The following is a 22774-nucleotide window of genomic DNA, read 5'->3' as shown; positions in this document are numbered from 1 at the left end:
GCGATGTCGCCGGAACCGGGTAGCGTCGGAGGTCAGACGTGAGGAGGTCGGGAGTGGACGACGCCGACGAGCGGACGATGGATCAGGGTACCGATGGCCAGACGGTGGGAGAGGTGACTGCAGACGACGTGGCCGAGACCGCGTCGGAGATCAGTTACGACGAGCAGAGGTACCCGGCTCGACCCCGCAGGCTCCGCCCGCGGGATCAGTTCCGAGGGGGAACTCTGCGACGGTTCCTGACGGATCCGCGCAACGCGAACGGAATGAACCCCTCGTACGTCGAGTGGCTCGTGCGCCAGTCGATGCTCAAAGACGCCGACGTCCTCAGCCGACAGCTGTCGGGACAGCCGTCGATGTGGCGGAACCCCTACGCTCGGCCCGACGCGCGACGCGCCATCGATTCGACGGACGTGTGGTTCACCGCCTATCCCATCTCGCTGATCACGCGACCGGGGGAATCCTTCCTCGAATCCCTCGGCAACGAGGCGCTCTGGGAGGCCTTCGAGTGGGTGGGCATCAACGGCATCCACACGGGTCCGGTGAAGCGGGCCGGCGGGATCACCGGATGGCAGGAGACCCCCAGCGTCGACGGCCACTTCGACCGCATCAGCACCCAGATCGACCCGGACTTCGGCGATGAGAACGCTTTCCGCCGCGTCGCCGACGTGGCCGACGCACACGGTGGCAGCGTCATCGACGACATCGTGCCCGGCCACACCGGCAAGGGCGCCGACTTCCGGCTCGCCGAGATGGCGTACAAGGACTACCCCGGCATCTACCACATGGTCGAGATTCCCCGGGAGGACTGGGGACTCCTGCCGGAGGTGCCCGCGGGACGGGACTCGGTCAACCTCGACTCCGACACCGAGCGCGAGCTCAGTGCGCGCGGATACATCATCGGCGAACTGCAGCGGGTCATCTTCTACACGCCGGGCGTGAAAGAGACCAACTGGAGCGCGACCGCCCCGGTGGTCGGCACCGACGGCATGGAGCGCCGGTGGGTCTACCTGCACTACTTCAAGGAGGGCCAGCCGTCGATCAACTGGCTCGACCCCACCTTCGCGGGGATGCGTCTGGTGATCGGCGACGCGCTGCACTCGCTCGGTGACCTGGGCACCAGCGCTCTGCGCCTCGACGCCAACGGCTTCCTCGGCGTCGAGAAGAGCGCGGAGGGTCTTCCGGCCTGGTCGGAGGGGCACCCCCTGTCGCACGCGGCGAACCACATCATCGCCGGCATGGTGCGCAAGGTCGGGGGGTTCACCTTCCAGGAGCTGAACCTCACGATGGAGGACATCCGCGACACCGGTGCGGTGGGTGCCGACCTCTCGTACGACTTCGTCACGCGTCCGGGATACCACCACGCTCTGGCGACGGCGAACACGGAGTTCCTGCGCCTCGCGTTGACCACCGCGCTCGAGACCGGTCTCGAACCGGCGCAGCTCGTGCACGGCATGCAGAACCACGACGAGCTGACGTATGAGCTGGTGCACTGGGCGACCACGCATCGCGACACCCTGTATCCGTTCCGTCACGGCGAGCACACCGGTGGCGAGATCGCCGAGATGGTGCGATCCGAGTTGACCGAGAAGCTGACCGTCGAGGCCGACTACAACCTCGTCTTCACGCAGAACGGCATCGCGTGCACGATGACGTCGCTCATCGCGGCGACGCAGGGCAAGGCGACTCTCGCCGAGATCTCCGAGAGCGACGTGCCGGCGATCCGCGACGCCCACCTGCTGCTGGTGAAGTACAACTCATGGCAGCCCGGGGTGTTCGCGCTGTCGGGATGGGATCTGACCGGATCCCTGACCCTCCCCGCCGACGATGTGAGACACCTCATCTCGTCGGGCGACACGCGATGGATCGAGCGCGGGGCGCACGACCTGCTCGACGTGGCCCCGGAGGCCTCGTCATCGGCATCCGGGATGCCGCGGGCCCGGTCGCTCTACGGCTCGCTGGGCAGCCAGCAGGACGACCCCGATTCGTTCCTCTCGGGGCTCCGCGACGTGCTGCGGATCCGTCGCGAGAACGGCATCGCCGTCGCCTCGCAGGTCGACATCCCGCAGGTCGGACACCCGAGCATGCTCGTGATGGTGCACCGGCTCGACGGTGGCGACAAGCACCTCGACGAGGCCCCGCTGCAGATCACGGTGCTGAACTTCTCGGGCGAGACGATCGAGGGAACGGTGCGCTCCGAGTGGTTGGTCCCGCAGAGCACCGCCGTCGACGCCGAGACGGGCGACGCGGTGGGTCGCGTCGACGAACTGCAGAGCTTCTCGCTCGAGCTGGGGCCGTACGCCGGGCTCTTCCTGACGCTGGAGGCCCCGGTCGCGGGGGAGTGAGCCCCGATGTCGGGGGCCGGACGTAGCGTGGAGCCGTGTCCGCCCCCGACTGTCTCGCCGATCGCTGCCTCGGGCCCGCCGTCGCCGACGCCCCCGTCTCGCTCTGCGCGTGGCATCTAGCCGTCAGCGCCGAGTGGGCGGCATCCGCCGACGGGGTGACCGATCTGCTCCCGACCCCCTGCATCCTCTGCGGATCGCGTCTGGGGGTGCGGTGGCCGAGTGGGTGGCTGTGCGCCGTGTGCGAATGGCGGCACGGGGATCCGATCGACGGTGAGCTCCCGCCGCCGCGGGTCGACGTCGTCTACTACCTGCGATTCGGCGACCGCATCAAGATCGGCACCTCGGCCCGCCCTCGCAGGCGTCTGGCCGCGATCTGGCACGACGAGCTGCTGGCGCTCGAACTCGGCGACCGTCTGGTCGAACGGCGCCGGCACGCCCAGTTCGCCGACGACCGGTTCGACCGGACGGAATGGTTCCGCCGCAGCCCGGCGCTGTCGGCACACGTGGCGGCTCTGGCCGAGGGGGTCGACGCCCCCTGGGCGCGATACGCGCGGTGGACGAGCGAGGCTCTCGCCCGACGGGGATGACACCCGGGGAGCCGGCGGGGAGCCGGGGCGCACGGCACAAGCCCCAGCCCGCTCCAAGCCGCGCCTTCTACCGTGAGCGGACACCACCCGGGAAAGGGATCTGATGGGCTTCCTCGATCGGCCGGTTGACTCCCGCACAGCGCCAACAGGTGCTGCAGGAGATGTCCGCCGGCCTGCCGGCGTCGGAGCGACCGACCGGCGACGATCCGTCGTCGTTGGCGCGCGCGGCGACCCGCGCCGAGTACACGCAGCCGGGTTTCATGGAGCGCACCTTCGGCGGGCGGTCGTTCGGGGGTGGACCCGGGTTCGGATCGATGCTCGGGGCCTCGATGCTCGGCACCATCGGCGGCTACGTGGTGGGGTCGGCGCTCGTGGGCGCGCTCTTCGATCCCGGCTACGACGCCGGATTCGCCGACGGGGCGTCCGCGGATTCGGCCGTCGCCGACTCCACCGGGGGAGAGGGCGACGCCGGTGCAGCAGACGTCGGCGGGGGTGATTTCGGAGGCGGTGACTTCGGCGGTGACTTCGGCGGCGACTTCGGCGGTGATTTCGGGGGAGACTTCGGCTTCTGATCCGAGCGCTGCGCGACGGGCGCCATTTCTGCGCGCCACGGGTGCCCGCGCCCCCACCGAGCCAATGAAAAGGCTATGGTCGAGGCCATGGCGCACCATGAACAGTGAGCGTCTCGGCCTCCGTCGCAGCATCCTGTCGAACCAGTTGCTTCTGTCGGCAGCGACCCTGATCGTTGTCGTGGTGTCGATCGCGCTCGGTCAGGTCGTCTCGGGCCCCTTCTTCGTCGCGGGTGCGGCAGTGATCTTCATCGTCGCCATCGTCAGCGTCCTGGCGCCGTGGCAGCGGATTCCGTGGTGGACGGTCGGTCTCGTGCCCATCGTCGACGTGCTCGCGGTCGCCATGCTGCGTGTGGGCGCTCCCCTCGCCGGAGTGGGTCTGCTCTGGGCCTTCCCCGCGATCTGGGTGGGCATGATCCTCGGTCTGCGCGGCGTGATCGCGTTCACCGCGGTGATCTGCGCGGTCATGTTGCAGCAGTTGGCGACCGACCCCCTGCAACGCTTCAGCGCCTCCACGCTGATCCTTCCCTTCACCCTCGCCGCTCTGGCATCCATGGCGCACTTGACCTCCCGCCGGACCCGCGCCCAACGTGCTCTGCTGGAGAAGCAGTCCACCGAGCTCCGGCGCGCCGTCGACCGGTCGCGCCGACAGGAGGATCTGGTCACCGAGGTGCTGGATGCCGTCGACTTCGGCGTCACGAGCGTGACGCCGACGGGGGAGCTCGTGGTCACGAACACCGCGCACGCGCGCCTGCTCGACCCCGTCGACGCCCTGGGACGCGACCTGGCCGTCTTCGCCGCGGACGGCGCGACGCCCATCGCGCCGCGGGACGCCCCGCTGGCCCGCGCGCGCGCCGGCGAAGCCTTCGAGGGCGAGCTCGTCTGGTACGGACAGCCCGGCGAGGGCCGCCGCGCGCTGAGCGTCACCGCGCGGCGTCTCCCCGCTCGGGCGGGCGAGGATGCCGGCGGCATCATCGTGTCGCGCGACGTCACCGTGGAGGAGCAGGCGCGTCGCATCCGGGAGGACTTCGTCGCGAGCGTCTCGCACGAGCTGCGCACCCCGCTGACCTCGATCCTCGGGTACCTCGATCTGGCCCTCGACGACGACACGATCACCGAGGCCACCCGGGAGCGGCTCGAGGTGGCCGAGCGCAATGCGGCACGTCTGTCGGAACTGGTCGCCGACATCCTCGCCCTGTCCACGGCGTCGGGAGAGGGCTTCGGGGTCGACCTGGAACGTGTGCCGGCCGATGTCTCGGCCCTGGTCCGCACCGCCATCCACTCGATCATGCCGCGCGCCGTCGAACAGCAGATCCGCCTCGACGGAACGGGGATCGACGACGGAGTCATCGCCGTCGTCGACGCGCACCGGGTGCGGCAGGTGATCGACAACCTGCTCTCCAACGCGGTCAAGTACAACCCGCGCGGCGGAGCGGTGGCCGTCACCGTGACGGCGGATGCCCGATCCGTGACCGTCGTGGTCGCCGACGACGGCCCGGGCATCAGCGTCAGCGAGCAGGCGCGTCTGTTCGAGCGCTTCTTCCGCGGTGACGCCGTGCGCAAGTCCTCGACGCACGGGAGCGGGCTGGGGCTGGCCATCAGCCGCGACATCGTGCGAGCCCACGGCGGCGAGATCACGGTGCGCACCGCACCCGGTGACGGCGCCGCCTTCGCCGTGCGGCTTCCCCGGACCGGAGAAGAGGGGTGAACCTCGACGTGCTGACGCTGCAGGCGGCGGCGTCGCTCGTCATCGTCGTGTCCACCGTCATGTTCCTGCTCGACACCCTCATGTCGCAGGATTCCCCGCCGGGACGGTTGTGGGCGGGCGCCTACCTGTCGGGCACGCTGTCGGCCGTCTGCTATCTGGCGTGGATGCTCCTCCCCGACGCCTGGATGGCCGTCGCGCTCGGCAACGGCGCCTTCGTCGCCGCCACCGGTTTCATCTGGCTGGGGTGCGTGTCGTACAACCGGCACGCCATGAGGGCGCCCGCCGTCGTGATGGCGGTGACGGTTTTCATCGTCATCTCGGCCGCGCTCATCGCCGGCCCCGAGGGCGGCGAATGGGCCGGTGCCGTGCCGTACTTCCTCGGCAACGCCCTGTTCGCGATCGCCGGCGCCGTCGAGACGCGGCGCGCCGCCATCGGCCGACGCTGGAGTTCGGGCGGGCTCACCCTGGTGCTGAGCGTGGAAGCGGTCTGGTTCCTCGCCCGCAGCGTGGTCTTCGTCACCGTCGGCCCCGACAGCGACCTGTTCCGCACCGTCTTCGACACCCGCGTGTCCGCACTGCTCACCATGACCCTGGTGATCGCCGCGGTCATCGTCACCTCGGCGCTGCGCGCGAACGAGTCGGCGCTGCGCGGACTGCCCGACATCCGCCGACTCTCCGTCGATCGCGACGGCGTGCTGTTGCGCGAATCGTTCGAAGCCGCTCTGGCCATCACCTGTGCGCGGGCGGAACGGGCGGGCGAGGGCGTGTGCGTCATCGGCATCCGCATCGACGACCTGCGTCGCGTGGTGACCGCCTTCGGACCCGACGAAGGCGAGGGAATCGCCCGCGAGCTCTGGGCGTCGGTCCGCCGCCACGCGCCCACGATGGCGCTGGTGGGGGAGATGGATGCCACGGGGCTGAACGTGGCGTTCACGACCACGCCGACGACCGACGTACGCCGCGCCGCGCGTGTGCTGCACGCGCGGGTGATCGCCGACCTGGCGGGGGTGGGGGCGTCGGTCGTCCCGGTCGTCGGGGTCGGGATGGCGCTCTCGGACGAGCACGGGCACGACGCCGCGGTCCTGTCCGAGCGGGCCGACGCCGCGGCGGCGCAGGCGGCGCTCACGGGCGATCAGCCGTTCGGCCTCACCGGGCACTGAACGCGGGCGGGCCCGCCCGGGCGTCGCCCGGCGTCGCTCAGCTCGACGCCACGAGCTTCTGGACGAGCTCGCGCAACTCTCGCGGGCGGAAGGGTTTCGTGAGGTAGTCGTCGGCGCCGGCATCGCGGCCCGAGAGCTGCTCGAGTTCGTCGACGCGGGCACTCACCATCAGGATTTTCGTGGAGCTGAACTCGCGGATCCGCCGGGCCGTCTCGAACCCGTCGATGCCGGGCATGCTCACATCGAGCGTGGTCACGGCCGGATCGTAACGTTGGACGAGATCGATCCCGTCGAAGCCGTTCGGGGCCGTGTGCACGACGAAGCCCGCGCTCTCGAGCACCGCGGCGATCAGCGTGCGGATGTCGAGGTCGTCCTCGATCACCACCGTGATGTTCGGGTCGGTCATCGTCGTGCTTCCTCGGTGGGGGCCGGAGAAGATCCCGCCTCTGGACGAATGCTAGACCACGCTCCGCCCGCGGGACGTCTCCGGGCGCGAGGGCCGAGGTATGGCATCCTCGGATCGTGCCTCTTCTCGCGTTGACGGGCGGAATCGCCTCGGGCAAGTCCACCATCTCCGGTTTTCTCGCCGCCAAGGGCGCCGTCGTCGTCGACGCCGACGCGATCGTGCGCGAAGTGCAGGCGCCGGGGACCCCGGTCCTCGACGGCATCGCCGCGGAGTTCGGCCCCGAGGTGCTCCGCGCCGACGGATCGCTGGACCGCGCGGCGCTGGGTGCTCGCGTGTTCGGGCACCCCGATCGACTGGCCGCGTTGAACGCGATCGTGCATCCCGCGGTGCGGGCGGAGTCGGTCCGGCGCTTCCGGGCGGCGCTCGACGCCGACCCCGAGGCCGTCGTCGTCTACGACGTCCCCCTGCTCGCCGAGGCGCGGGCGGGCGACGAGTGGGATCTCGTCGTCGTCGCCCACGCCCCGGCGGCGGTGCGCGTGCGGCGTCTGGTCGAGACCCGGGGGATGAGCGAGGACGACGCGCGTGCGCGGATCGCATCGCAGGTCAGCGACGACGAACGCCTCGCCCTGGCCGATGTGGTCATCGACACCGCCGCCGACCTCGATGCCACGCGCCGCCAGGTCGACGAGCTCTGGGCGTGCGTGGCCGAGGCCGGCTGAGGGCGATCGCGCCGGCGCGCTCGCCCAGGGCGAACGCAACCCGCCCCCGATGTCGGAGGCCCCGCCTACGCTGGAAGCATGCAGGCCACCCGATCCGTTCGCCCCTTCGAGGTCATCAGCGAATACACCCCCTCCGGCGATCAGCCACACGCGATCGCCGACCTCGCCGCGCGCATCAACGCCGGCGAGACCGACGTGGTCCTGCTGGGCGCGACCGGAACCGGCAAGTCGGCCACGACGGCGTGGCTGGTCGAACAGGTGCAGCGCCCCACCCTGGTGCTGGCGCACAACAAGACCCTGGCCGCGCAGCTGGCGAACGAGTTCCGAGAGCTCATGCCCAACAACGCCGTCGAGTACTTCGTGTCTTACTACGACTACTACCAGCCCGAGGCGTACGTCCCGCAGACCGATACGTTCATCGAGAAGGACAGCTCGATCAACGCCGAGGTCGAGCGTCTGCGGCACTCAACCACCAACTCCCTCCTGTCCCGCCGCGACGTCATCGTGGTGTCGACGGTGTCCTGCATCTATGGCCTCGGTGCGCCCGAGGAGTATCTGCGCGCCATGGTCGCGTTGCAGGTGGGGGAGCGCTACGACCGCGACGCGCTGATCCGCAAGTTCATCTCGATGCAGTACAACCGCAACGACGTCGACTTCTCGCGCGGGAACTTCCGCGTGCGCGGCGACACGATCGAGATCATCCCGGTGTACGAGGAGTACGCCATCCGCATCGAGATGTTCGGCGACGAGATCGAGGCGCTGTACACGCTGCACCCGCTCACGGGCGACGTCATCGAGAAGATGGACTCCGTGCCGATCTTCCCGGCCTCGCACTACGTGGCCGGTACCGAGACGGTCCAGCGCGCCATCGGCACCATCGAGCACGAGCTCGAGGAGCGACTCAAAGAGTTCGAGTCCCAGGGCAAGCTGCTCGAGGCGCAGCGGCTACGCATGCGCACGACGTTCGACCTCGAGATGCTGCAGCAGCTGGGCTTCTGCTCCGGGATCGAGAACTACTCGCGTCACATGGACGGCCGCATGCCCGGCGACCCGCCGCACACCCTGCTCGACTTCTTCCCCGACGACTTCCTGCTGGTGATCGACGAGTCGCACGTGACGGTTCCGCAGATCGGGGCCATGTACGAGGGCGACGCCTCGCGCAAGCGCACGCTCGTCGAGCACGGCTTCCGTCTCCCCAGCGCCATGGACAACCGACCGCTCCGCTGGGACGAGTTCAAGGAGCGCATCGGGCAGGCGGTGTATCTCTCGGCCACGCCGGGGCGGTACGAGATGGGGATCGCCGACGGTGTCGTGGAGCAGATCATCCGCCCCACGGGGCTGGTGGATCCCGAGATCATCGTGAAGCCCTCGAAGGGGCAGATCGACGATCTGCTCGAAGAGATCCGGGTGCGTGTCGAACGCGATGAGCGCGTGCTCGTGACGACCCTGACCAAGAAGATGGCAGAGGAGCTCACCGACTTCCTCGGCGAGCACGGGGTGCGCGTGCGCTACCTGCACTCCGACGTCGACACCCTGCGCCGCGTCGAACTGCTGACCGAGCTGCGAGCCGGCGTCTACGACGTGCTGGTGGGCATCAACCTCCTGCGCGAGGGGCTCGACCTTCCCGAGGTCTCCCTGGTGGCGATTCTGGATGCCGACAAAGAGGGGTTCCTGCGCAGTGGCACCTCGCTCATCCAGACGATCGGCCGCGCGGCGCGAAACGTGTCGGGCGAGGTGCACATGTACGCCGACCGCATGACCGACTCGATGCAGAAGGCCATCGAAGAGACCGAGCGCCGCCGAGAGAAGCAGGTCGCCTACAACCTGGAGCACGGGATCGACCCGCAGCCGCTGCGCAAGAAGATCGCCGACATCACCGACGTGCTCAACCGTGAGGCCTCCGACACCAAGAAGCTGCTCGCCCGCACCGACAAGGGGGGCAAGGGCAAGTCGCCGACTCCGTCGCTGCGGCGGACCGGTATCGCCGCCGAGGGTGCCGACCAGCTCGAGTCGACCATCGCCGATCTGACGCAGCAGATGCTCGCGGCCGCGGCGGAGCTGAAGTTCGAGCTCGCCGGCCGACTGCGCGACGAGGTGCAGGACATGAAGAAGGAGCTGCGGGCGATGGAGCGGGCCGGTCACGCCTGACCCGGTCGCAGAATCGTCGCGCAGTCGGGGGAGTCACGAGATGCGGCAGGCGATGACGTTGCAGGCAATGACGTCGCAGGGGATGACGCAGGAGGGCTCATGCAGCAGAGGGTGTCGCTGATCACGCTGGGCGTGCGCGACCTGGCTCGGTCGCTGGAGTTCTACGAGGGCCTCGGGTGGAGACGCCACGCGGATTCCGTCGAGGGTGAGGTGGCGTTCTTCGACACCGGGGGCATGGTGGTGGCGCTCTGGGCCCGCGCGTCGCTCGCCGAGGACTCCGCCGTGGACGACGCCGGGGGATGGGGTGGCATCACACTCGCCCACAACGTCCGGCGGCCCGACGAGGTCGATGCGATCCTGCACGCCGCCGTTGCCGCCGGCGCACGCCTCGGTCGTGGCGGTGCGCCGACGCCGTGGGGCGGGTACTCGGGTGTGTTCGTCGACCCCGACGGGCATCCGTGGGAGGTCGCGGTCAATCCGGGATGGCCCCTCGACGAGAACGGGCGTCCGCGCCTCGGCTGACGGCGCGGCCGGGGTGCGCTGCGCCTCGGCTGCACGCCCGGCTGTCATGCGCTGTGTCTCGGATCAACGCGCGGCTGATGAGCGCTGCGCCGCGGCTGGCGTGCGCACGAACCGCGGGCATCGATCGCGCGCGTGCGTGCGCACGACCGGGACGTGGTCAGGGGCAGTGCAGCAGGGGCTTCGGGCCGGTGCGGTCGACCGAGTGCTCCGTCATCGCGTGCCCGCAGAGCGGGCACGGCCGACCGGTTCGAACCGGCTCGGGGGTCGTCTCGTACGGGCCGACCGATGCCGGGCCGGCCACCTTGATGAGGCGCGTGTTGAGGTACTGGTACCAGCCACCGGCTTCGCGCACGCGCTCGCGGAGCGGTGGGCGATCGGCATCCTTTCGTGTCATGATCTTTAGTGTACTAACGAATAGGAAGGTGCGGTGGTGGACGATCCCCTGAAGCTCGAGAACCAGGTGTGCTTCGCGCTCGTGACGGCCGCGCGCAACGTGGTGTCGATCTATCGCCCCGTGCTCGAGCCGCTCGGGCTGACGCACCCGCAGTACCTGGTCATGCTCGCGCTGTGGCAGCGCGCACCGCGATCGCTCGGCGACCTCGCTGCCGAACTCGCCATGGAGCCGGCCACGCTCTCGCCGCTCGTCAAGAGACTCGAGGCGCAGGGGCGCGTCGCGCGTACCCGGCGGGCCACCGACGAGCGCGTGCTCGACATCGACCTGACGGACGAGGGTCGGGCACTGCGCGAACGCGCGCTCGCGGTGCCCGCGCAGATCATGGCGCGCGTCGGCATCGACGAGCGTCAGCTCGTCGCCCTGCGCGATGATCTCGCGCCCTTCGCCGCCTCGCCGCGCGACTGAAAAAGACCGGGCGCGGGCATGCACATCCGTGCGCCGGGTGCGAACCCGGGGCCGATGTCGGAGGCCCGACCTAGACTTAACACGTGCCCATCGTTCCCGTTTCCTCTCCCTCGTCGTCAGCGAACTCCGGCACCAGCGGAAAGCTGAGCGTTCGGGGTGCCCGTGTCCACAACCTGAAGAACGTCGACCTCGACATTCCGCGCGACTCGCTCGTCGTGTTCACGGGGCTGTCCGGTTCGGGAAAGTCGAGCCTCGCGTTCGACACGATCTTCGCCGAGGGCCAGCGACGCTACGTCGAGTCCCTGAGCGCCTACGCACGTCAGTTCCTCGGCCAGGTCGACCGGCCCGACGTCGACTTCATCGAGGGACTCAGCCCGGCGGTCTCGATCGACCAGAAGTCGACCAACCGCAATCCGCGATCCACGGTGGGCACGATCACCGAGATCCACGACTACATGCGTCTGCTGTGGGCGCGCATCGGCGTCCCTCACTGCCCCGACTGTGGCGCGCGCATCCAGCGTCAGACCGTGCAGCAGATCGCCGATCAGCTCATGGAGCTGCCCGAGCGCACGCGGTACCAGATCGTCGCCCCCGTGGTCACGCAGAAGAAGGGCGAGTTCGTCGACCTCTTCAAGGAGCTCAGTGCGAAGGGCTACGCCCGCGCCGTCGTCGACGGTGACCTCGTGCAGCTCGCCGAGCCGCCGACGCTGAAGAAGAGCTACAAGCACGACATCGCCGTCGTCGTCGACCGACTCGTGGCATCCGGAGACAACCTGAGCCGCGTCACCGACTCGGTCGAGACGGCCATGGGCCTGGCCGGTGGCATCATGCAGGTGAACTTCGTCGACGAAGAGGGCGACGACGCCTGGCAGTCGTTCTCCGAGAAGCTCGCGTGCCCGAACGGCCACCCGCTGCAGCTGACCGAGATCGAGCCGCGCACCTTCTCGTTCAACGCCCCGTTCGGCGCCTGCCCGGTGTGCTCCGGCCTCGGCACGCGCATGTCTGTCGACGTCGACCTCATGCTCGGCGACGAAGATCTGTCGATCCGCGAAGGGGCGATCCTCCCGTGGACCACGCAGGGCAAGGGGCTTTTCCAGTACTACGAGCGCCTGCTCGAGGGACTCGCGCGCGACCTCGACTTCTCGCTCGACACCCCGTGGCGCAAGCTCTCGCACGACGTGCAGCAGGCCGTGCTGCGCGGCGAGAACTACAAGGTCACGGTCAAGTGGAAGAACCGTTACGGCCGTGAGATGCGGTACGCGTCGGGCTTCGAGGGCGTCGTGCCCTACATCGAGCGGCAGTACCTGCAGGCCGAATCCGACACGCAGCGTCAGCGGTGGTCGGAGTACCTGCGCGAGGTCCCCTGCGCCGTCTGCGACGGCGACCGTCTCAAGCCCGAGGTGCTGGCGGTGCTCGTCGACGACACGTCGATCGCCGCGGCCTCGCGCATGAGCCTCGCCGACGCCCGGGAGTTCTTCTCGAAGCTGAAGCTCACGGCCCGTGAGGCCACCATCGCCGCCGCCGTGCTGCGCGAGATCCGCGCCCGCCTCGACTTCCTGCTGCAGGTCGGCCTCAACTACCTCAGTCTCGGTCGGGCGGCCGGAACGCTGTCAGGCGGCGAGGCGCAGCGCATTCGACTGGCCACGCAGATCGGATCCGGCCTCACCGGCGTGCTCTACGTGCTCGACGAGCCCTCGATCGGTCTGCACCAGCGCGACAACCGCCGCCTGATCCAGACGCTCGAGACGCTGCGCGACCTCGGCAACACCCTCATCGTCGTCGAGCACGACGAAGAGACCATCCACGCGGCCGACTGGGTCGTCGACATCGGTCCCCGGGCCGGCGTCGACGGCGGCAATGTCGTGCACTCCGGCCCCCTCGCCGGGCTCCTGACCGACGAGAACTCTCTCACCGGCGCGTACCTCTCGGGACGCCGCGCGATCGAGGCGCCCAAGAAGCGCCGCAAGATCGACAAGAAGCGTCAGGTGACGGTCGTCGGTGCACGCGAGAACAACCTGCAGAACGTCACGGTCGACTTCCCGCTCGGGGTGCTGACGGCCGTCACCGGCGTCAGCGGCTCCGGCAAGTCGACGCTGGTCAACGGCATCCTGTACGAAGTGCTCGCCTCGAAGCTCAACGGTGCCCGCCGCGTTCCCGGCAAGCACACGCGCGTCACCGGGCTCGACAACCTCGACAAGGTCGTGCACGTCGATCAGGCGCCCATCGGCCGCACCCCGCGCTCGAACCCGGCGACCTACACCGGCGTGTTCGACCGCGTGCGCAGCCTGTTCAGCGAGACGCCCGAGGCGAAGGTGCGCGGCTACCAGGCCGGGCGCTTCAGCTTCAACGTCAAGGGCGGACGCTGCGAGGCCTGCTCGGGCGACGGCACGCTGAAGATCGAGATGAACTTCCTGCCCGACGTGTACGTCGACTGCGAGGTCTGCCACGGCAAGCGGTACAACCGCGACACCCTGTCGGTGCACTACAAGGGCAAGAACATCGCCGAGGTGCTCGAGATGCCGATCGCCGAGGCCGCCGAGTTCTTCGAGCCCATCCAGGCCATCCACCGCTACCTCAAGACGCTCGTCGACGTGGGCCTCGGCTACGTGCGCCTCGGGCAGTCGGCCACGACCCTGTCGGGTGGAGAGGCGCAGCGCGTGAAGCTCGCGACCGAGCTGCAGCGCCGGAGCAACGGTCGGTCGATCTACGTGCTCGACGAGCCGACCACGGGCCTGCACTTCGAAGACGTCTCGCTGCTGCTCAAGGTGCTCAACGGCCTCGTCGACAAGGGCAACACCGTGATCGTCATCGAGCACAACCTCGACGTGATCAAGAGCTCCGACTGGGTGATCGACCTCGGTCCCGAGGGCGGCTCCGGCGGCGGCATGGTCGTCGCGACCGGAACCCCCGAGCAGGTGTCGAAGGTCGAGGCGAGCCACACGGGTGCGTTCCTGGCCGAGCTGCTGGAGTCCGGACGCACGGGGACGCAGCGCAACGCCGCCGCGCTCGACGCCGCACGCGCCGAGCCGGAGCTCGTGAGCGCGGCGGGCTGAGCCGTGGCATCCCGAGAACGGATGTCGCACCTGCCCTATCGTCCGAAAGCCGGCGAGATCCCCACCAACCCGGGGGTTTACCGGTTCCGCGATGCCGAGGGCCGTGTGCTGTACGTCGGCAAGGCCAAGAATCTGCGCGCCCGGTTGTCGAATTACTTCGCGCCCCTGCACTCGCTGCACGAACGCACCCGCCGCATGGTCACGACCGCGGCGAGCGTGGAGTGGACGGTCGTGCCCAGCGACATCGACTCGCTGCAGCTCGAGTTCATGTGGATCAAAGAGTTCGATCCGCCCTTCAACGTGCGCTACCGCGACGACAAGTCGTACCCCTTCATGGCGATCACCCTCGCCGACGAGGCGCCGCGCGTGATCGTGACCCGCAACCCCAAGATCCGCGGGGCGAAGTACTTCGGGCCGTACCCCAAGGTGTGGGCGGTGCACGACACGATCGACCTGATGATCAAGGTCTTCCCGATCCGCACCTGCAGCGATTCGTCGTACAAGAAGGCCATGGCCTCGGGGCGGCCGTGCTTCCCCGGGCAGATCGGCCGCTGCGGCGGACCCTGCTCGATGAAGGTCACCATCGCCGAGCACCGTGCGATGGTCGACGATTTCGTCGCCTTCATGTCGGGCGGCGACCAGCGTTTCGCGCGCGAGCTCACCGCCCGCATGAAAGAGGCGTCGGCGGCGATGGACTACGAGGCCGCCGCCCTCTACCGGGACCGTCTGCAGGCCATCGACGCCGTGCTGGGCAAGAGCGCCCTGGTGCTGGCGCCCGACACCGATGCCGATCTCTTCGGCATCGCCGAAGACGAACTCGCCGCCACCGTGCAGCACTTCGTCGTGCGGGGCGGGCGCGTGCGCGGTGTGCGCGCCACGACGATCGAGAAAGAGATCGACATCTCGGGCGCCGACCTCGTCGACCAGGTGCTGCAGCGCACCTACGGCGATGCGGATGCCGCCGACATCCCGCGCCAGGTGATGGTTCCCGAGCTGCCCGACGACGCCCCGCAGCTCGAGGACTGGCTGCGCGAGCGGCGCGGCCGCCCGGTGACGCTGCAGGTCGCCCAGCGCGGGCGCAAGGCCGACCTGCTCAAGACCGCCACCCTCAACGCGCAGCAGGCGCTGATGCTGCACAAGACGCGGCGCACGAGTGACTACGTCGCCCGGTCGCAGGCTCTCACCGACCTGCAGGAGGCGCTCGGCATGACCGAGGCGCCGTTGCGCATCGAGTGCTTCGACATCTCGCACCTGTCGGGGACCAACGTCGTGGCCTCGATGGTGGTCTTCGAAGACGGGCTTCCCCGCAAAGACCAGTACCGCTCGTTCGGGGTCGCCGAGACGACCGACGACACCGACTCGATGTACCAGGTGCTCACGCGACGCGTGGCGTACCTGGACCGACCCGACGAGATCGAGCCCGAGACGATTGACGGCGCGATCGTGACGTCGCCCGACTCCGAAGAGGCCACGGCCGACGGCGACGTCGTGACGGCGCGGAAGCGCCCCCGCTTCGCGTATCGCCCGCAGCTGCTCGTCGTCGACGGCGGTCAGCCCCAGGTCGCGGCCGCCGCACGGGCGCTGGCCGACGCGGGGCACGAGGAGATCGCGCTCTGCGGGATCGCCAAGCGTCTCGAGGAGGTGTGGCTGCCGGGGGAGGAGTACCCGGTGATCCTGCCGCGCACCTCCGAGGCCCTGTACCTGCTGCAGCGCCTGCGCGACGAGGCCCATCGGTTCGCGATCGTGCATCAACGCAAGCGCCGCAAGCGCGACATCACGAGCGTGCTCACCGAGGTGCCGGGACTCGGTGACACCCGCATCAAGGCGCTGCTGCGCCACTTCGGGTCGGTCTCGGCGTTGAAGAACGCCACGCCCGACGAGATCACGGAGCTGCCGGGTATCGGGCCGACACTGGCCGAGGCCATCCACACGCACCTGTCTCGGTAGGCTGGACACGACAACGGGAGGCGATCGCCCATGGAACCGGCACGCGACGAGCCAGGCGAGGTGCTGATCGTCACGGGAATGTCCGGCGCGGGGCGGTCGACCGTGGCCAATGCCCTCGAAGACCTCGACTGGTACGTCGTCGACAACCTCCCGCCGCAGATGCTGCGTCCGCTGCTCGAGCTCACCGAGCTCGCCGGTGGGGCGGTTCCTCGCGTCGCGGTGGTCGTCGACGTCCGCGGTCGCAGCCTGTTCAGCGATCTGCCCGAGGCCATGCGCAGTCTGCAGGCGGGTCGCCAGGTGCGCGTGGTGTTCCTCAACGCCAGCGACGCGGTGCTGGTGCGTCGGTTCGAAGCCGTGCGGCGTCCGCACCCGCTGCAGGGCGAGGGCACCATCCTCGACGGCATCCGCCGGGAGCGTGAACGTCTCGCACCCGTGCGGGAGGCCGCCGACGTCGTGATCGACACCTCGTCGCTGAACGTGCACCAGCTGTCGCTGCGCACGGTCGCCCTCTTCGGCGATGAGGGCGCTGCACGCCACACGGTGACGCTCATGAGCTTCGGGTTCAAGTACGGGCTGCCCCCCGACGTCGACCTCGTCGCCGACATGCGCTTCCTGCCGAACCCGTTCTGGAACGAAGACCTGCGCGCTCTCACGGGCGAAGACCCGCGCGTGCGGGAGTACGTGCTCGGGCAGGAGGGGGCGGCGGAGTTCCTCGGCGCGTACGCCGCGGCGTTGAACCCCGTGCTCGAGGGCTACCAGCGCGAGAACAAGCGTCACTCGGTGGTGGCGATCGGCTGCACGGGCGGCAAGCACCGGTCGGTCGTCATGGCCCGTGAACTCGCTGCACGTCTTTCCGATGTGCCCGGGGTGGCCGTGCGTGTGGCTCACCGCGACCTCGGTCGCGAGTAGGCTGTACCGTCGTCCCCGCTGCCCCCACCCGAGGAGAACCGTGCCCCTGACCGCCGACGTGAAGGCCGAGCTCATCACCGTCCGCGACCCGCGCCCGACCGCGCGGATCGCCGAGCTCACCGCCCTCCTGCGCTTCTCCGGTGGTCTGCACTCCATCGCCAACCGCGTCGCCGTCGAGGCCGAACTCGACTCCGACATCCTGGCCCGCCGGGTGGCCCGCGACCTCATGGAGCTGTACGGCGTGCGCCCCGAACTGCACCACGTGCAGGGGTCGGGCGGACGCACCGGCGGCCACTACGCGGTGCGCGTCATCGAGGCGGGCGAGACCCTCGCTCGTCAGACCGGCCTGCTCGACCAGCGCCGTCGCCCCGTGCGCGGCCTTCCCAACAAGCTCACGACGGGATCGCGTCCCGACCTCAGCGCCATCTGGCGCGGTGCGTTCCTGGCGAGCGGCACCCTGAGCGACCCCGGCCGCTCGGCGGCGCTCGAGATCTCGTGCCCGTCGTCGGAGGCCGCGATGGCTCTCGTCGGCGCGGGGCACCGCATCGGCATTCCCGCGAAGGCGCGAGAGGTGCGCGGTGTGCCGCGCGTCGTGGTGCGCGACGGAGAAGCCATTCGGGGCGCCCTGTACGAGATGGGCGCGCGCCGCACCGCGGGGGAGTGGGACCAGATGCGTCAGCGCCGCGAGGTGCGCGCGGGCGTGAACCGTCTCGTCAACTTCGACGACGCCAACCTGCGTCGCTCCGCCCAGGCGGCCGTCGCCGCGTGCGCGCGCGTCGAGCGCGCGCTCGAGATCCTCGGCGACGAGGTTCCCGACCACCTGCAGCAGGCCGGCGCTCTGCGCCTGGCCCACCGCGACGCGAGCCTCGACGAGCTGGGTCACCACGCCGACCCGCCCCTGACCAAAGACGCCGTGGCCGGTCGCATCCGCCGTCTGCTGGCGATGGCCGACAAGAAGGCCGAGGTCGAGGGCATCCCCGGCACCGAGGCCGCGGTTCCGGTCGGCGCCGAGGACTGATTCCCCGACTCCGGATGCCGCGCGGTCGACGCGTCGGTTGAGTGGTGGGGCCCGCGGACCGTTCGTGCTCCTCGGGTGCGGCTCGCGTCGGCGTGCCCCGAGCCCGCGTCTGCGCCGCCCCGTTCTCGCCGTGCGGGTCCGGCATCCGGGGCCTTCTCGTCACGCTGAGCGACGCGCCCGGGCGATCTATCCTCCGTCATGCGGGGAAGCAACCCCGTGGCTCGTGCGTTACCCGTCACTAGGATGAAAACGTCACCCTCGCTGCTCGGTTCCTCGGCACGCCTTCCCGGTGAAGAGGCCTCGGCGGCGACCGATCGGAAGTAGAGAACATGGCGACCTACACGCTGCCCGAACTGCCCTACGACTACTCGGCGCTGGAGCCGCACATCAGTGCGACCATCATGGAGCTGCACCACAGCAAGCACCACCAGACCTATGTCAACGGCGCGAACACCACCCTCGAGCTCCTCGCCGACGCGCGCGAGAAGGGCGATTTCGCCAACATCAACCGCCTGCAGAAGGACCTCGCGTTCAACCTCGGCGGCCACACCAACCACTCGATCTTCTGGACGAACCTCTCGCCCCACGGCGGAGACAAGCCCACCGGTGATCTCGAGTCGGCCATCGACGACCAGTTCGGTTCGTTCGACGCGTTCCGCGCGCAGTTCACCGCCGCCGCTCTCGGCGTGCAGGGCTCGGGCTGGGCGGGTCTGTTCTGGGACTCGATCGGTCAGAACCTGCTGATCCAGCAGTTCTTCGACCAGCAGGGACAGATCGTCGCCGGCACCGTTCCGCTGCTGCTGCTCGACGTGTGGGAGCACGCCTACTACCTCGACTACAAGAACGTCCGCGCCGACTACGTGAAGGCGTTCTGGAACATCGCGAACTGGGCCGACGCCCAGGACCGCTTCGCCGCGGCCCGAGAGAAGACCACGGGTCTGCTGGTACTGTCGTAAACGGTGCGGCGTCCCGGTGGGACACCTCACCGGGACGCCGTTGTCCGCCAGCGAACACCGCAATCACGCGCTTCTCGCGCACAACTGATTCAGGAGATATTCCGTGACCGTCAAGATCGGAATCAACGGCTTCGGCCGTATCGGACGCAACTACCTCCGCGCGGCTCTCGCGCAGGGTGCCGACCTCGAAATCGTGGCGGTGAACGACCTCACCGACAACAAGTCGCTGGCGCACCTCCTCAAGTACGACTCCGTCGGCGGCGTTCTCGCCGAGGACGTCTCGTACACCGCAGACTCCATCACCGTCGGCGACAAGACCATCAAGGTCTTCGAAGAGCGCGACCCGGCGAACCTCCCCTGGGGCGAGCTCGGCGTCGACATCGTCATCGAGTCCACCGGCCGCTTCACCAAGGCCGAAGACGCCAAGAAGCACATCACCGGCGGTGCCAAGAAGGTCCTCATCTCGGCTCCCGCCACGGGTGACGACGCGACCATCGTGATGGGCGTCAACGAAGAGACGTACAACCCCGAGACCGACGTCATCATCTCGAACGCGTCGTGCACCACGAACTGCCTCGCTCCTCTCGCCCAGGTCTTCAACGAGGCCTTCGGTATCGAGCGCGGCTTCATGATGACGGCTCACGCCTACACGGCCGACCAGAACCTGCAGGACGGCCCGCACAGCGACCTGCGTCGTGCCCGCGGTGCAGCGATCAACATCGTTCCCGCCTCGACCGGTGCCGCCAAGGCCATCGGCCTGGTGCTGCCCGAGCTCAACGGCAAGCTCAGCGGCTCGTCGTACCGCGTTCCGGTTCCCACCGGCTCGATCGTCGACCTCACGATCGTCACGCCCACCGAGGGCCTGACCGTCGACCAGGTCAACGAGGTCTACAAGAAGGCCGCTGCCGAGGGTCGCCTCAACGGCATCCTGCAGTACACCGAAGACCCGATCGTCTCGAGCGACATCCAGGGCAACCCGCACTCGTCGATCTTCGACGCCGAGCTGACCAACGTCAGCGGCAACCTCGTCAAGGTCTCGTCGTGGTACGACAACGAGTGGGGCTACTCGAACCGTCTCGTCGACCTCACCGAGTACGTCGCCGAGCGCCTGTAAACCTTCATGGCTCTGCGCACCCTCGATTCGCTGGGGTCGCTCGCCGGCACGCGCGTCATCGTCCGTTGTGATCTCAACGTTCCTCTCAAGGACGGGATCATCACGGACGATGGCCGCGTGCGGGCGTCGCTTCCGACTCTCAACGCACTGATCAACGCCGGCGCGCGTGTGGTCGTGTGCTCGCACCTGGGCCGCCCCGACGGCGCGCCCGACCCGAAGTACTCGCTCGAGCCGGTCGCGCAGCGGCTGTCCGAGCTGCTCGGCCAGCCGGTCGCGTTCGCGCGCGACACGGTCGGCGAGTCGGCTCAGGATGCTGTGGCCTCGCTCGAGAACGGCGAGGTCGCCGTCATCGAGAACCTCCGCTTCAACGCGGGCGAGACCTCGAAGGACGAAGCCGAGCGCCAGGCCTTCGCACGGGAACTCGCCGGACTCGGCGACGCGCTCGTGTCGGACGGCTTCGGCGTCGTGCACCGCAAGCAGGCGAGCGTCTACGACCTCGCCCAGCTGGTGCCCTCGGCCGCGGGTCTGCTCATCCAGAAGGAGCTCGAGGTCCTCGACCGCCTGACCGAGAACCCGGAGCGTCCGTACACGGTCGTGCTCGGCGGATCCAAGGTCAGCGACAAGCTCGGCGTCATCGAGCACCTGCTGCCCCGCGTCGACAAGCTCCTCGTCGGTGGCGGCATGATGTTCACCTTCCTCGTCGCCGAAGGGCACAAGGTCGGCTCGAGCCTGCTCGAGAAGGACCAGATCGACACCGTGAAGGGCTACCTCGCCACGGCGAAGGAGCGCGGCGTCGAGATCGTCCTCCCGGTCGACGCGGTCGTCGCGGCCTCGTTCTCGGCGGACGCCGAGCACGTGATCGCCGACGCGGACGCACTCGAGGACACCGACTTCGGCGCCTCGGGTCTCGGTCTCGACATCGGCCCGCGCACGGCGGAGATCTTCGCCGACGCGATCCGCGCCTCGCGCACCGTCTTCTGGAACGGCCCCATGGGCGTGTTCGAGATGGCGGCGTTCGAAGCCGGCACCAAGACGGTCGCTGCCGCTCTCACCGAGGTCGACGGCCTCAGCGTGGTCGGTGGCGGCGACTCGGCCGCGGCCGTGCGTCAACTCGGATTCTCGGATGACGAGTTCGGCCACATCTCCACGGGTGGCGGCGCGAGCCTGGAGTTCCTCGAAGGCAAGAAGCTCCCCGGACTGGAGGTCCTCGGATGGTCGTAATCGACACGGAATCGTCTGCTGCGCAGAACAGGCGAACCCCCCTCATCGCAGGCAACTGGAAGATGAACCTCGACCACCTGCAGGCGGTCGCGTTCGTCCAGAAGCTGCACTGGACGTTGAAAGACGCCCAGCACGACGACAGCAGCGTCGAGGTGGCGGTCTTCCCGCCGTTCACCGACCTGCGTACCGTCCAGACGCTGCTCGACGCCGACAAGATCCCGTTCGCCCTCGGCGGCCAGGATCTGTCGGCACACGACTCCGGTGCGTACACGGGTGAGATCTCGGGCCAGTTCCTGGCCAAGCTCAACGCGCGGTACGTCATCATCGGTCACTCCGAGCGTCGTCAGTTCCACGCCGAGACCGACGAGGTCGTCGCGGCCAAGACGCAGGCGGCTCTGCGCCACGGCGTCGTGCCGGTCATCTGCGTCGGCGAGACCTCGGAGGACCTCGAGAAGTTCGGCGCCAGCGCCGTGCCCGTGGGTCAGCTCGAGGTCGCGCTCGAGGGCGTGGCATCCGATGCCGACATCGTCGTGGCGTACGAGCCGGTCTGGGCCATCGGCTCCGGCCAGGCGGCGACGCCCGACCAGGCGCAGGAGGTCTGCGCGAAGCTCCGCGCCGTCGTCGCCGACAAGCTCGGTGCCGACGCCGCCGCACGCACCCGTGTGCTGTACGGCGGATCGGTGAAGTCGGGCAACATCGCCGGCTTCATGCGCGAGCCCGATGTGGACGGCGCCCTGGTGGGTGGCGCGAGCCTCGTCGTCGACGAGTTCGCCGCGATCATCCGCTTCCAGAAGCACGTCGGGGTCTGACCCCCTCACCGATGCCCGCGGCGCTTCGCCGCGGGCATCCGTGCGCCCGGCACGCCTCCCCGTATACTTGACGCTTGTGCGGTCGACTGGGCCGCTCGCGAAAGGCTTTCGACAGTGCAGATTCTCGAGTTCGTCCTGCAGGTGCTCCTGGGAGTCACCAGCCTCCTGCTGACCCTGCTCATCCTGCTCCACAAGGGGCGCGGCGGCGGTCTGTCCGACATGTTCGGCGGCGGTATGAGCTCCGCGCTCGGCTCGTCGGGCCTGGCGGAACGCAACCTCAACCGATTCACGATCGTGCTCGCGCTGGTGTGGTTCGTCACCATCGTCGGCCTCGGTCTGCTGACCAAGTTCGCGGAGATCTGACATGGCGACAGGCGGAAACGCGATCCGGGGTTCGCGCGTAGGCGCGGGCCCGATGGGCGAGCAGGACCACGGCTTCCACGCCGACCGCGTGGCCGTGTCGTACTGGGATGCCCTCGGCAACGAGACCGTGCGGTACTTCGCGGCGGGCATCGCCGATGCCGAGATCCCCGAGACCATCGACTCCCCGCACTCCGGCCTTCCCGCCGGTCGCGACAAGAGCAACCCGCCGGCCCTCGCGAAGGCCGAGCCCTACAAGACGCACCTCGCGTATGTGAAAGAGCGTCGCACCGAAGAAGAAGCGGCGTCGCTTCTCGACGACGCGCTGCAGCAGCTGCGCGATCGCCGCGGCCAGTAATCGCGAGGG

General features: G+C 69.1%; 21 protein-coding genes. 19 read left to right on the top strand and 2 right to left on the bottom strand.

The genetic code is table 11. The annotated features are described in order from the left end of the window. Positions 1 to 77: 77 nt before the first annotated feature. The 5 genes from treS (at position 78) to BJP65_RS02260 (ending at position 6366) form a co-directional block, all read left to right on the top strand. Complete coding sequence (treS, locus tag BJP65_RS02280; RefSeq protein ID WP_258027542.1) at positions 78 to 2342, top strand: maltose alpha-D-glucosyltransferase; 2265 nt, start codon at positions 78 to 80, stop codon at positions 2340 to 2342. A 35-nt stretch (positions 2343 to 2377) separates the two neighbouring features. Beyond that, positions 2378 to 2929 carry a GIY-YIG nuclease family protein gene (locus tag BJP65_RS02275; RefSeq protein WP_070408079.1) on the top strand — a complete coding sequence of 184 codons (552 nt, stop codon included), beginning with the start codon at positions 2378 to 2380 and terminating at the stop codon, positions 2927 to 2929. A gap of 125 nt (positions 2930 to 3054) precedes the next feature. Then, positions 3055 to 3501 (top strand): hypothetical protein, encoded by a 447-nt coding sequence (locus BJP65_RS02270; RefSeq protein WP_156784787.1) that lies wholly within the window; start codon positions 3055 to 3057, stop codon positions 3499 to 3501. A 97-nt stretch (positions 3502 to 3598) separates the two neighbouring features. Next, positions 3599 to 5206 carry a cell wall metabolism sensor histidine kinase WalK gene (locus tag BJP65_RS02265; protein ID WP_181015965.1) on the top strand — a complete coding sequence of 536 codons (1608 nt, stop codon included), beginning with the start codon at positions 3599 to 3601 and terminating at the stop codon, positions 5204 to 5206. Further along, positions 5203 to 6366 carry a diguanylate cyclase domain-containing protein gene (locus tag BJP65_RS02260; RefSeq protein WP_055837775.1) on the top strand — a complete coding sequence of 388 codons (1164 nt, stop codon included), beginning with the start codon at positions 5203 to 5205 and terminating at the stop codon, positions 6364 to 6366. The genes BJP65_RS02265 and BJP65_RS02260 overlap by 4 nt, the downstream gene beginning before the upstream one ends. Before the next feature lie 37 nt (positions 6367 to 6403). On the opposite strand, the gene BJP65_RS02255 is transcribed toward BJP65_RS02260, so the two are convergent. Then, positions 6404 to 6772: a response regulator transcription factor gene (locus BJP65_RS02255; protein ID WP_055837772.1), complete on the bottom strand. Its 369-nt coding sequence runs from the start codon at positions 6770 to 6772 to the stop codon at positions 6404 to 6406. Between the two features lie 116 nt (positions 6773 to 6888). On the opposite strand from BJP65_RS02255, the gene coaE reads away from it, so the two are divergent. The 3 genes from coaE to BJP65_RS02240 all read left to right on the top strand — a co-directional run bounded on the left by coaE (position 6889) and on the right by BJP65_RS02240 (position 10161). Next, a complete protein-coding gene (coaE, locus tag BJP65_RS02250) occupies positions 6889 to 7491 on the top strand; it encodes a dephospho-CoA kinase (protein WP_070408076.1) in 603 nt (200 codons plus the stop codon). A 78-nt stretch (positions 7492 to 7569) separates the two neighbouring features. Continuing rightward, positions 7570 to 9639 carry an excinuclease ABC subunit UvrB gene (uvrB, locus tag BJP65_RS02245; protein WP_055837767.1) on the top strand — a complete coding sequence of 690 codons (2070 nt, stop codon included), beginning with the start codon at positions 7570 to 7572 and terminating at the stop codon, positions 9637 to 9639. Between the two features lie 99 nt (positions 9640 to 9738). Next, entirely contained in the window at positions 9739 to 10161 is a 423-nt protein-coding gene (locus tag BJP65_RS02240) for a VOC family protein (RefSeq protein WP_070408075.1), read from the top strand. A 157-nt stretch (positions 10162 to 10318) separates the two neighbouring features. Here BJP65_RS02240 and BJP65_RS02235 read toward each other — a convergent pair whose 3' ends face one another. Next, positions 10319 to 10555 carry a hypothetical protein gene (locus BJP65_RS02235; RefSeq protein ID WP_055837761.1) on the bottom strand — a complete coding sequence of 79 codons (237 nt, stop codon included), beginning with the start codon at positions 10553 to 10555 and terminating at the stop codon, positions 10319 to 10321. A 33-nt stretch (positions 10556 to 10588) separates the two neighbouring features. Between BJP65_RS02235 and BJP65_RS02230 the strand changes: the two genes are divergently transcribed. From BJP65_RS02230 to BJP65_RS02180, 11 genes are all read left to right on the top strand, one after another. Continuing rightward, positions 10589 to 11020: a MarR family winged helix-turn-helix transcriptional regulator gene (locus BJP65_RS02230; protein WP_070408074.1), complete on the top strand. Its 432-nt coding sequence runs from the start codon at positions 10589 to 10591 to the stop codon at positions 11018 to 11020. 83 nt (positions 11021 to 11103) lie between these two features. After that, positions 11104 to 14073, top strand: coding sequence for an excinuclease ABC subunit UvrA (gene uvrA, locus BJP65_RS02225; protein ID WP_070408073.1), 2970 nt, complete (start codon positions 11104 to 11106; stop codon positions 14071 to 14073). Between the two features lie 21 nt (positions 14074 to 14094). Continuing rightward, positions 14095 to 16020 (top strand): excinuclease ABC subunit UvrC, encoded by a 1926-nt coding sequence (gene uvrC / locus BJP65_RS02220; RefSeq protein ID WP_055837751.1) that lies wholly within the window; start codon positions 14095 to 14097, stop codon positions 16018 to 16020. 30 nt (positions 16021 to 16050) lie between these two features. Beyond that, on the top strand, positions 16051 to 16929 hold the full coding sequence (gene rapZ, locus BJP65_RS02215; RefSeq protein ID WP_055940070.1) for an RNase adapter RapZ: 879 nt from the start codon (positions 16051 to 16053) through the stop codon (positions 16927 to 16929). A gap of 40 nt (positions 16930 to 16969) precedes the next feature. Continuing rightward, the gene (gene whiA / locus BJP65_RS02210; RefSeq protein ID WP_055837743.1) at positions 16970 to 17947 is read left to right on the top strand and encodes a DNA-binding protein WhiA; all 978 of its coding nucleotides are present in this window, start codon (positions 16970 to 16972) and stop codon (positions 17945 to 17947) included. A 329-nt stretch (positions 17948 to 18276) separates the two neighbouring features. Beyond that, positions 18277 to 18903, top strand: coding sequence for a superoxide dismutase (locus tag BJP65_RS02205; RefSeq protein WP_055837740.1), 627 nt, complete (start codon positions 18277 to 18279; stop codon positions 18901 to 18903). A gap of 103 nt (positions 18904 to 19006) precedes the next feature. Then, positions 19007 to 20017 (top strand): type I glyceraldehyde-3-phosphate dehydrogenase, encoded by a 1011-nt coding sequence (gap, locus tag BJP65_RS02200; protein ID WP_055837737.1) that lies wholly within the window; start codon positions 19007 to 19009, stop codon positions 20015 to 20017. Positions 20018 to 20023: 6 nt separating this feature from the next. Then, on the top strand, positions 20024 to 21238 hold the full coding sequence (gene pgk / locus BJP65_RS02195; RefSeq protein WP_055837734.1) for a phosphoglycerate kinase: 1215 nt from the start codon (positions 20024 to 20026) through the stop codon (positions 21236 to 21238). Next, positions 21229 to 22047 (top strand): triose-phosphate isomerase, encoded by an 819-nt coding sequence (tpiA, locus tag BJP65_RS02190; RefSeq protein ID WP_055837733.1) that lies wholly within the window; start codon positions 21229 to 21231, stop codon positions 22045 to 22047. Before pgk ends, tpiA begins: the two co-directional genes overlap by 10 nt. 114 nt (positions 22048 to 22161) lie before the next feature. After that, on the top strand, positions 22162 to 22410 hold the full coding sequence (secG, locus tag BJP65_RS02185; protein WP_013586744.1) for a preprotein translocase subunit SecG: 249 nt from the start codon (positions 22162 to 22164) through the stop codon (positions 22408 to 22410). A 1-nt stretch (position 22411) separates the two neighbouring features. Continuing rightward, positions 22412 to 22765: an RNA polymerase-binding protein RbpA gene (locus tag BJP65_RS02180; RefSeq protein ID WP_055837729.1), complete on the top strand. Its 354-nt coding sequence runs from the start codon at positions 22412 to 22414 to the stop codon at positions 22763 to 22765. Positions 22766 to 22774 lie beyond the last annotated feature (9 nt).

This window comes from Microbacterium sp. BH-3-3-3 (genome assembly GCF_001792815.1).
Taxonomy (GTDB): Bacteria; Actinomycetota; Actinomycetes; order Actinomycetales; family Microbacteriaceae; genus Microbacterium.
This window is presented reverse-complemented; position numbering and strand designations above follow the sequence as displayed.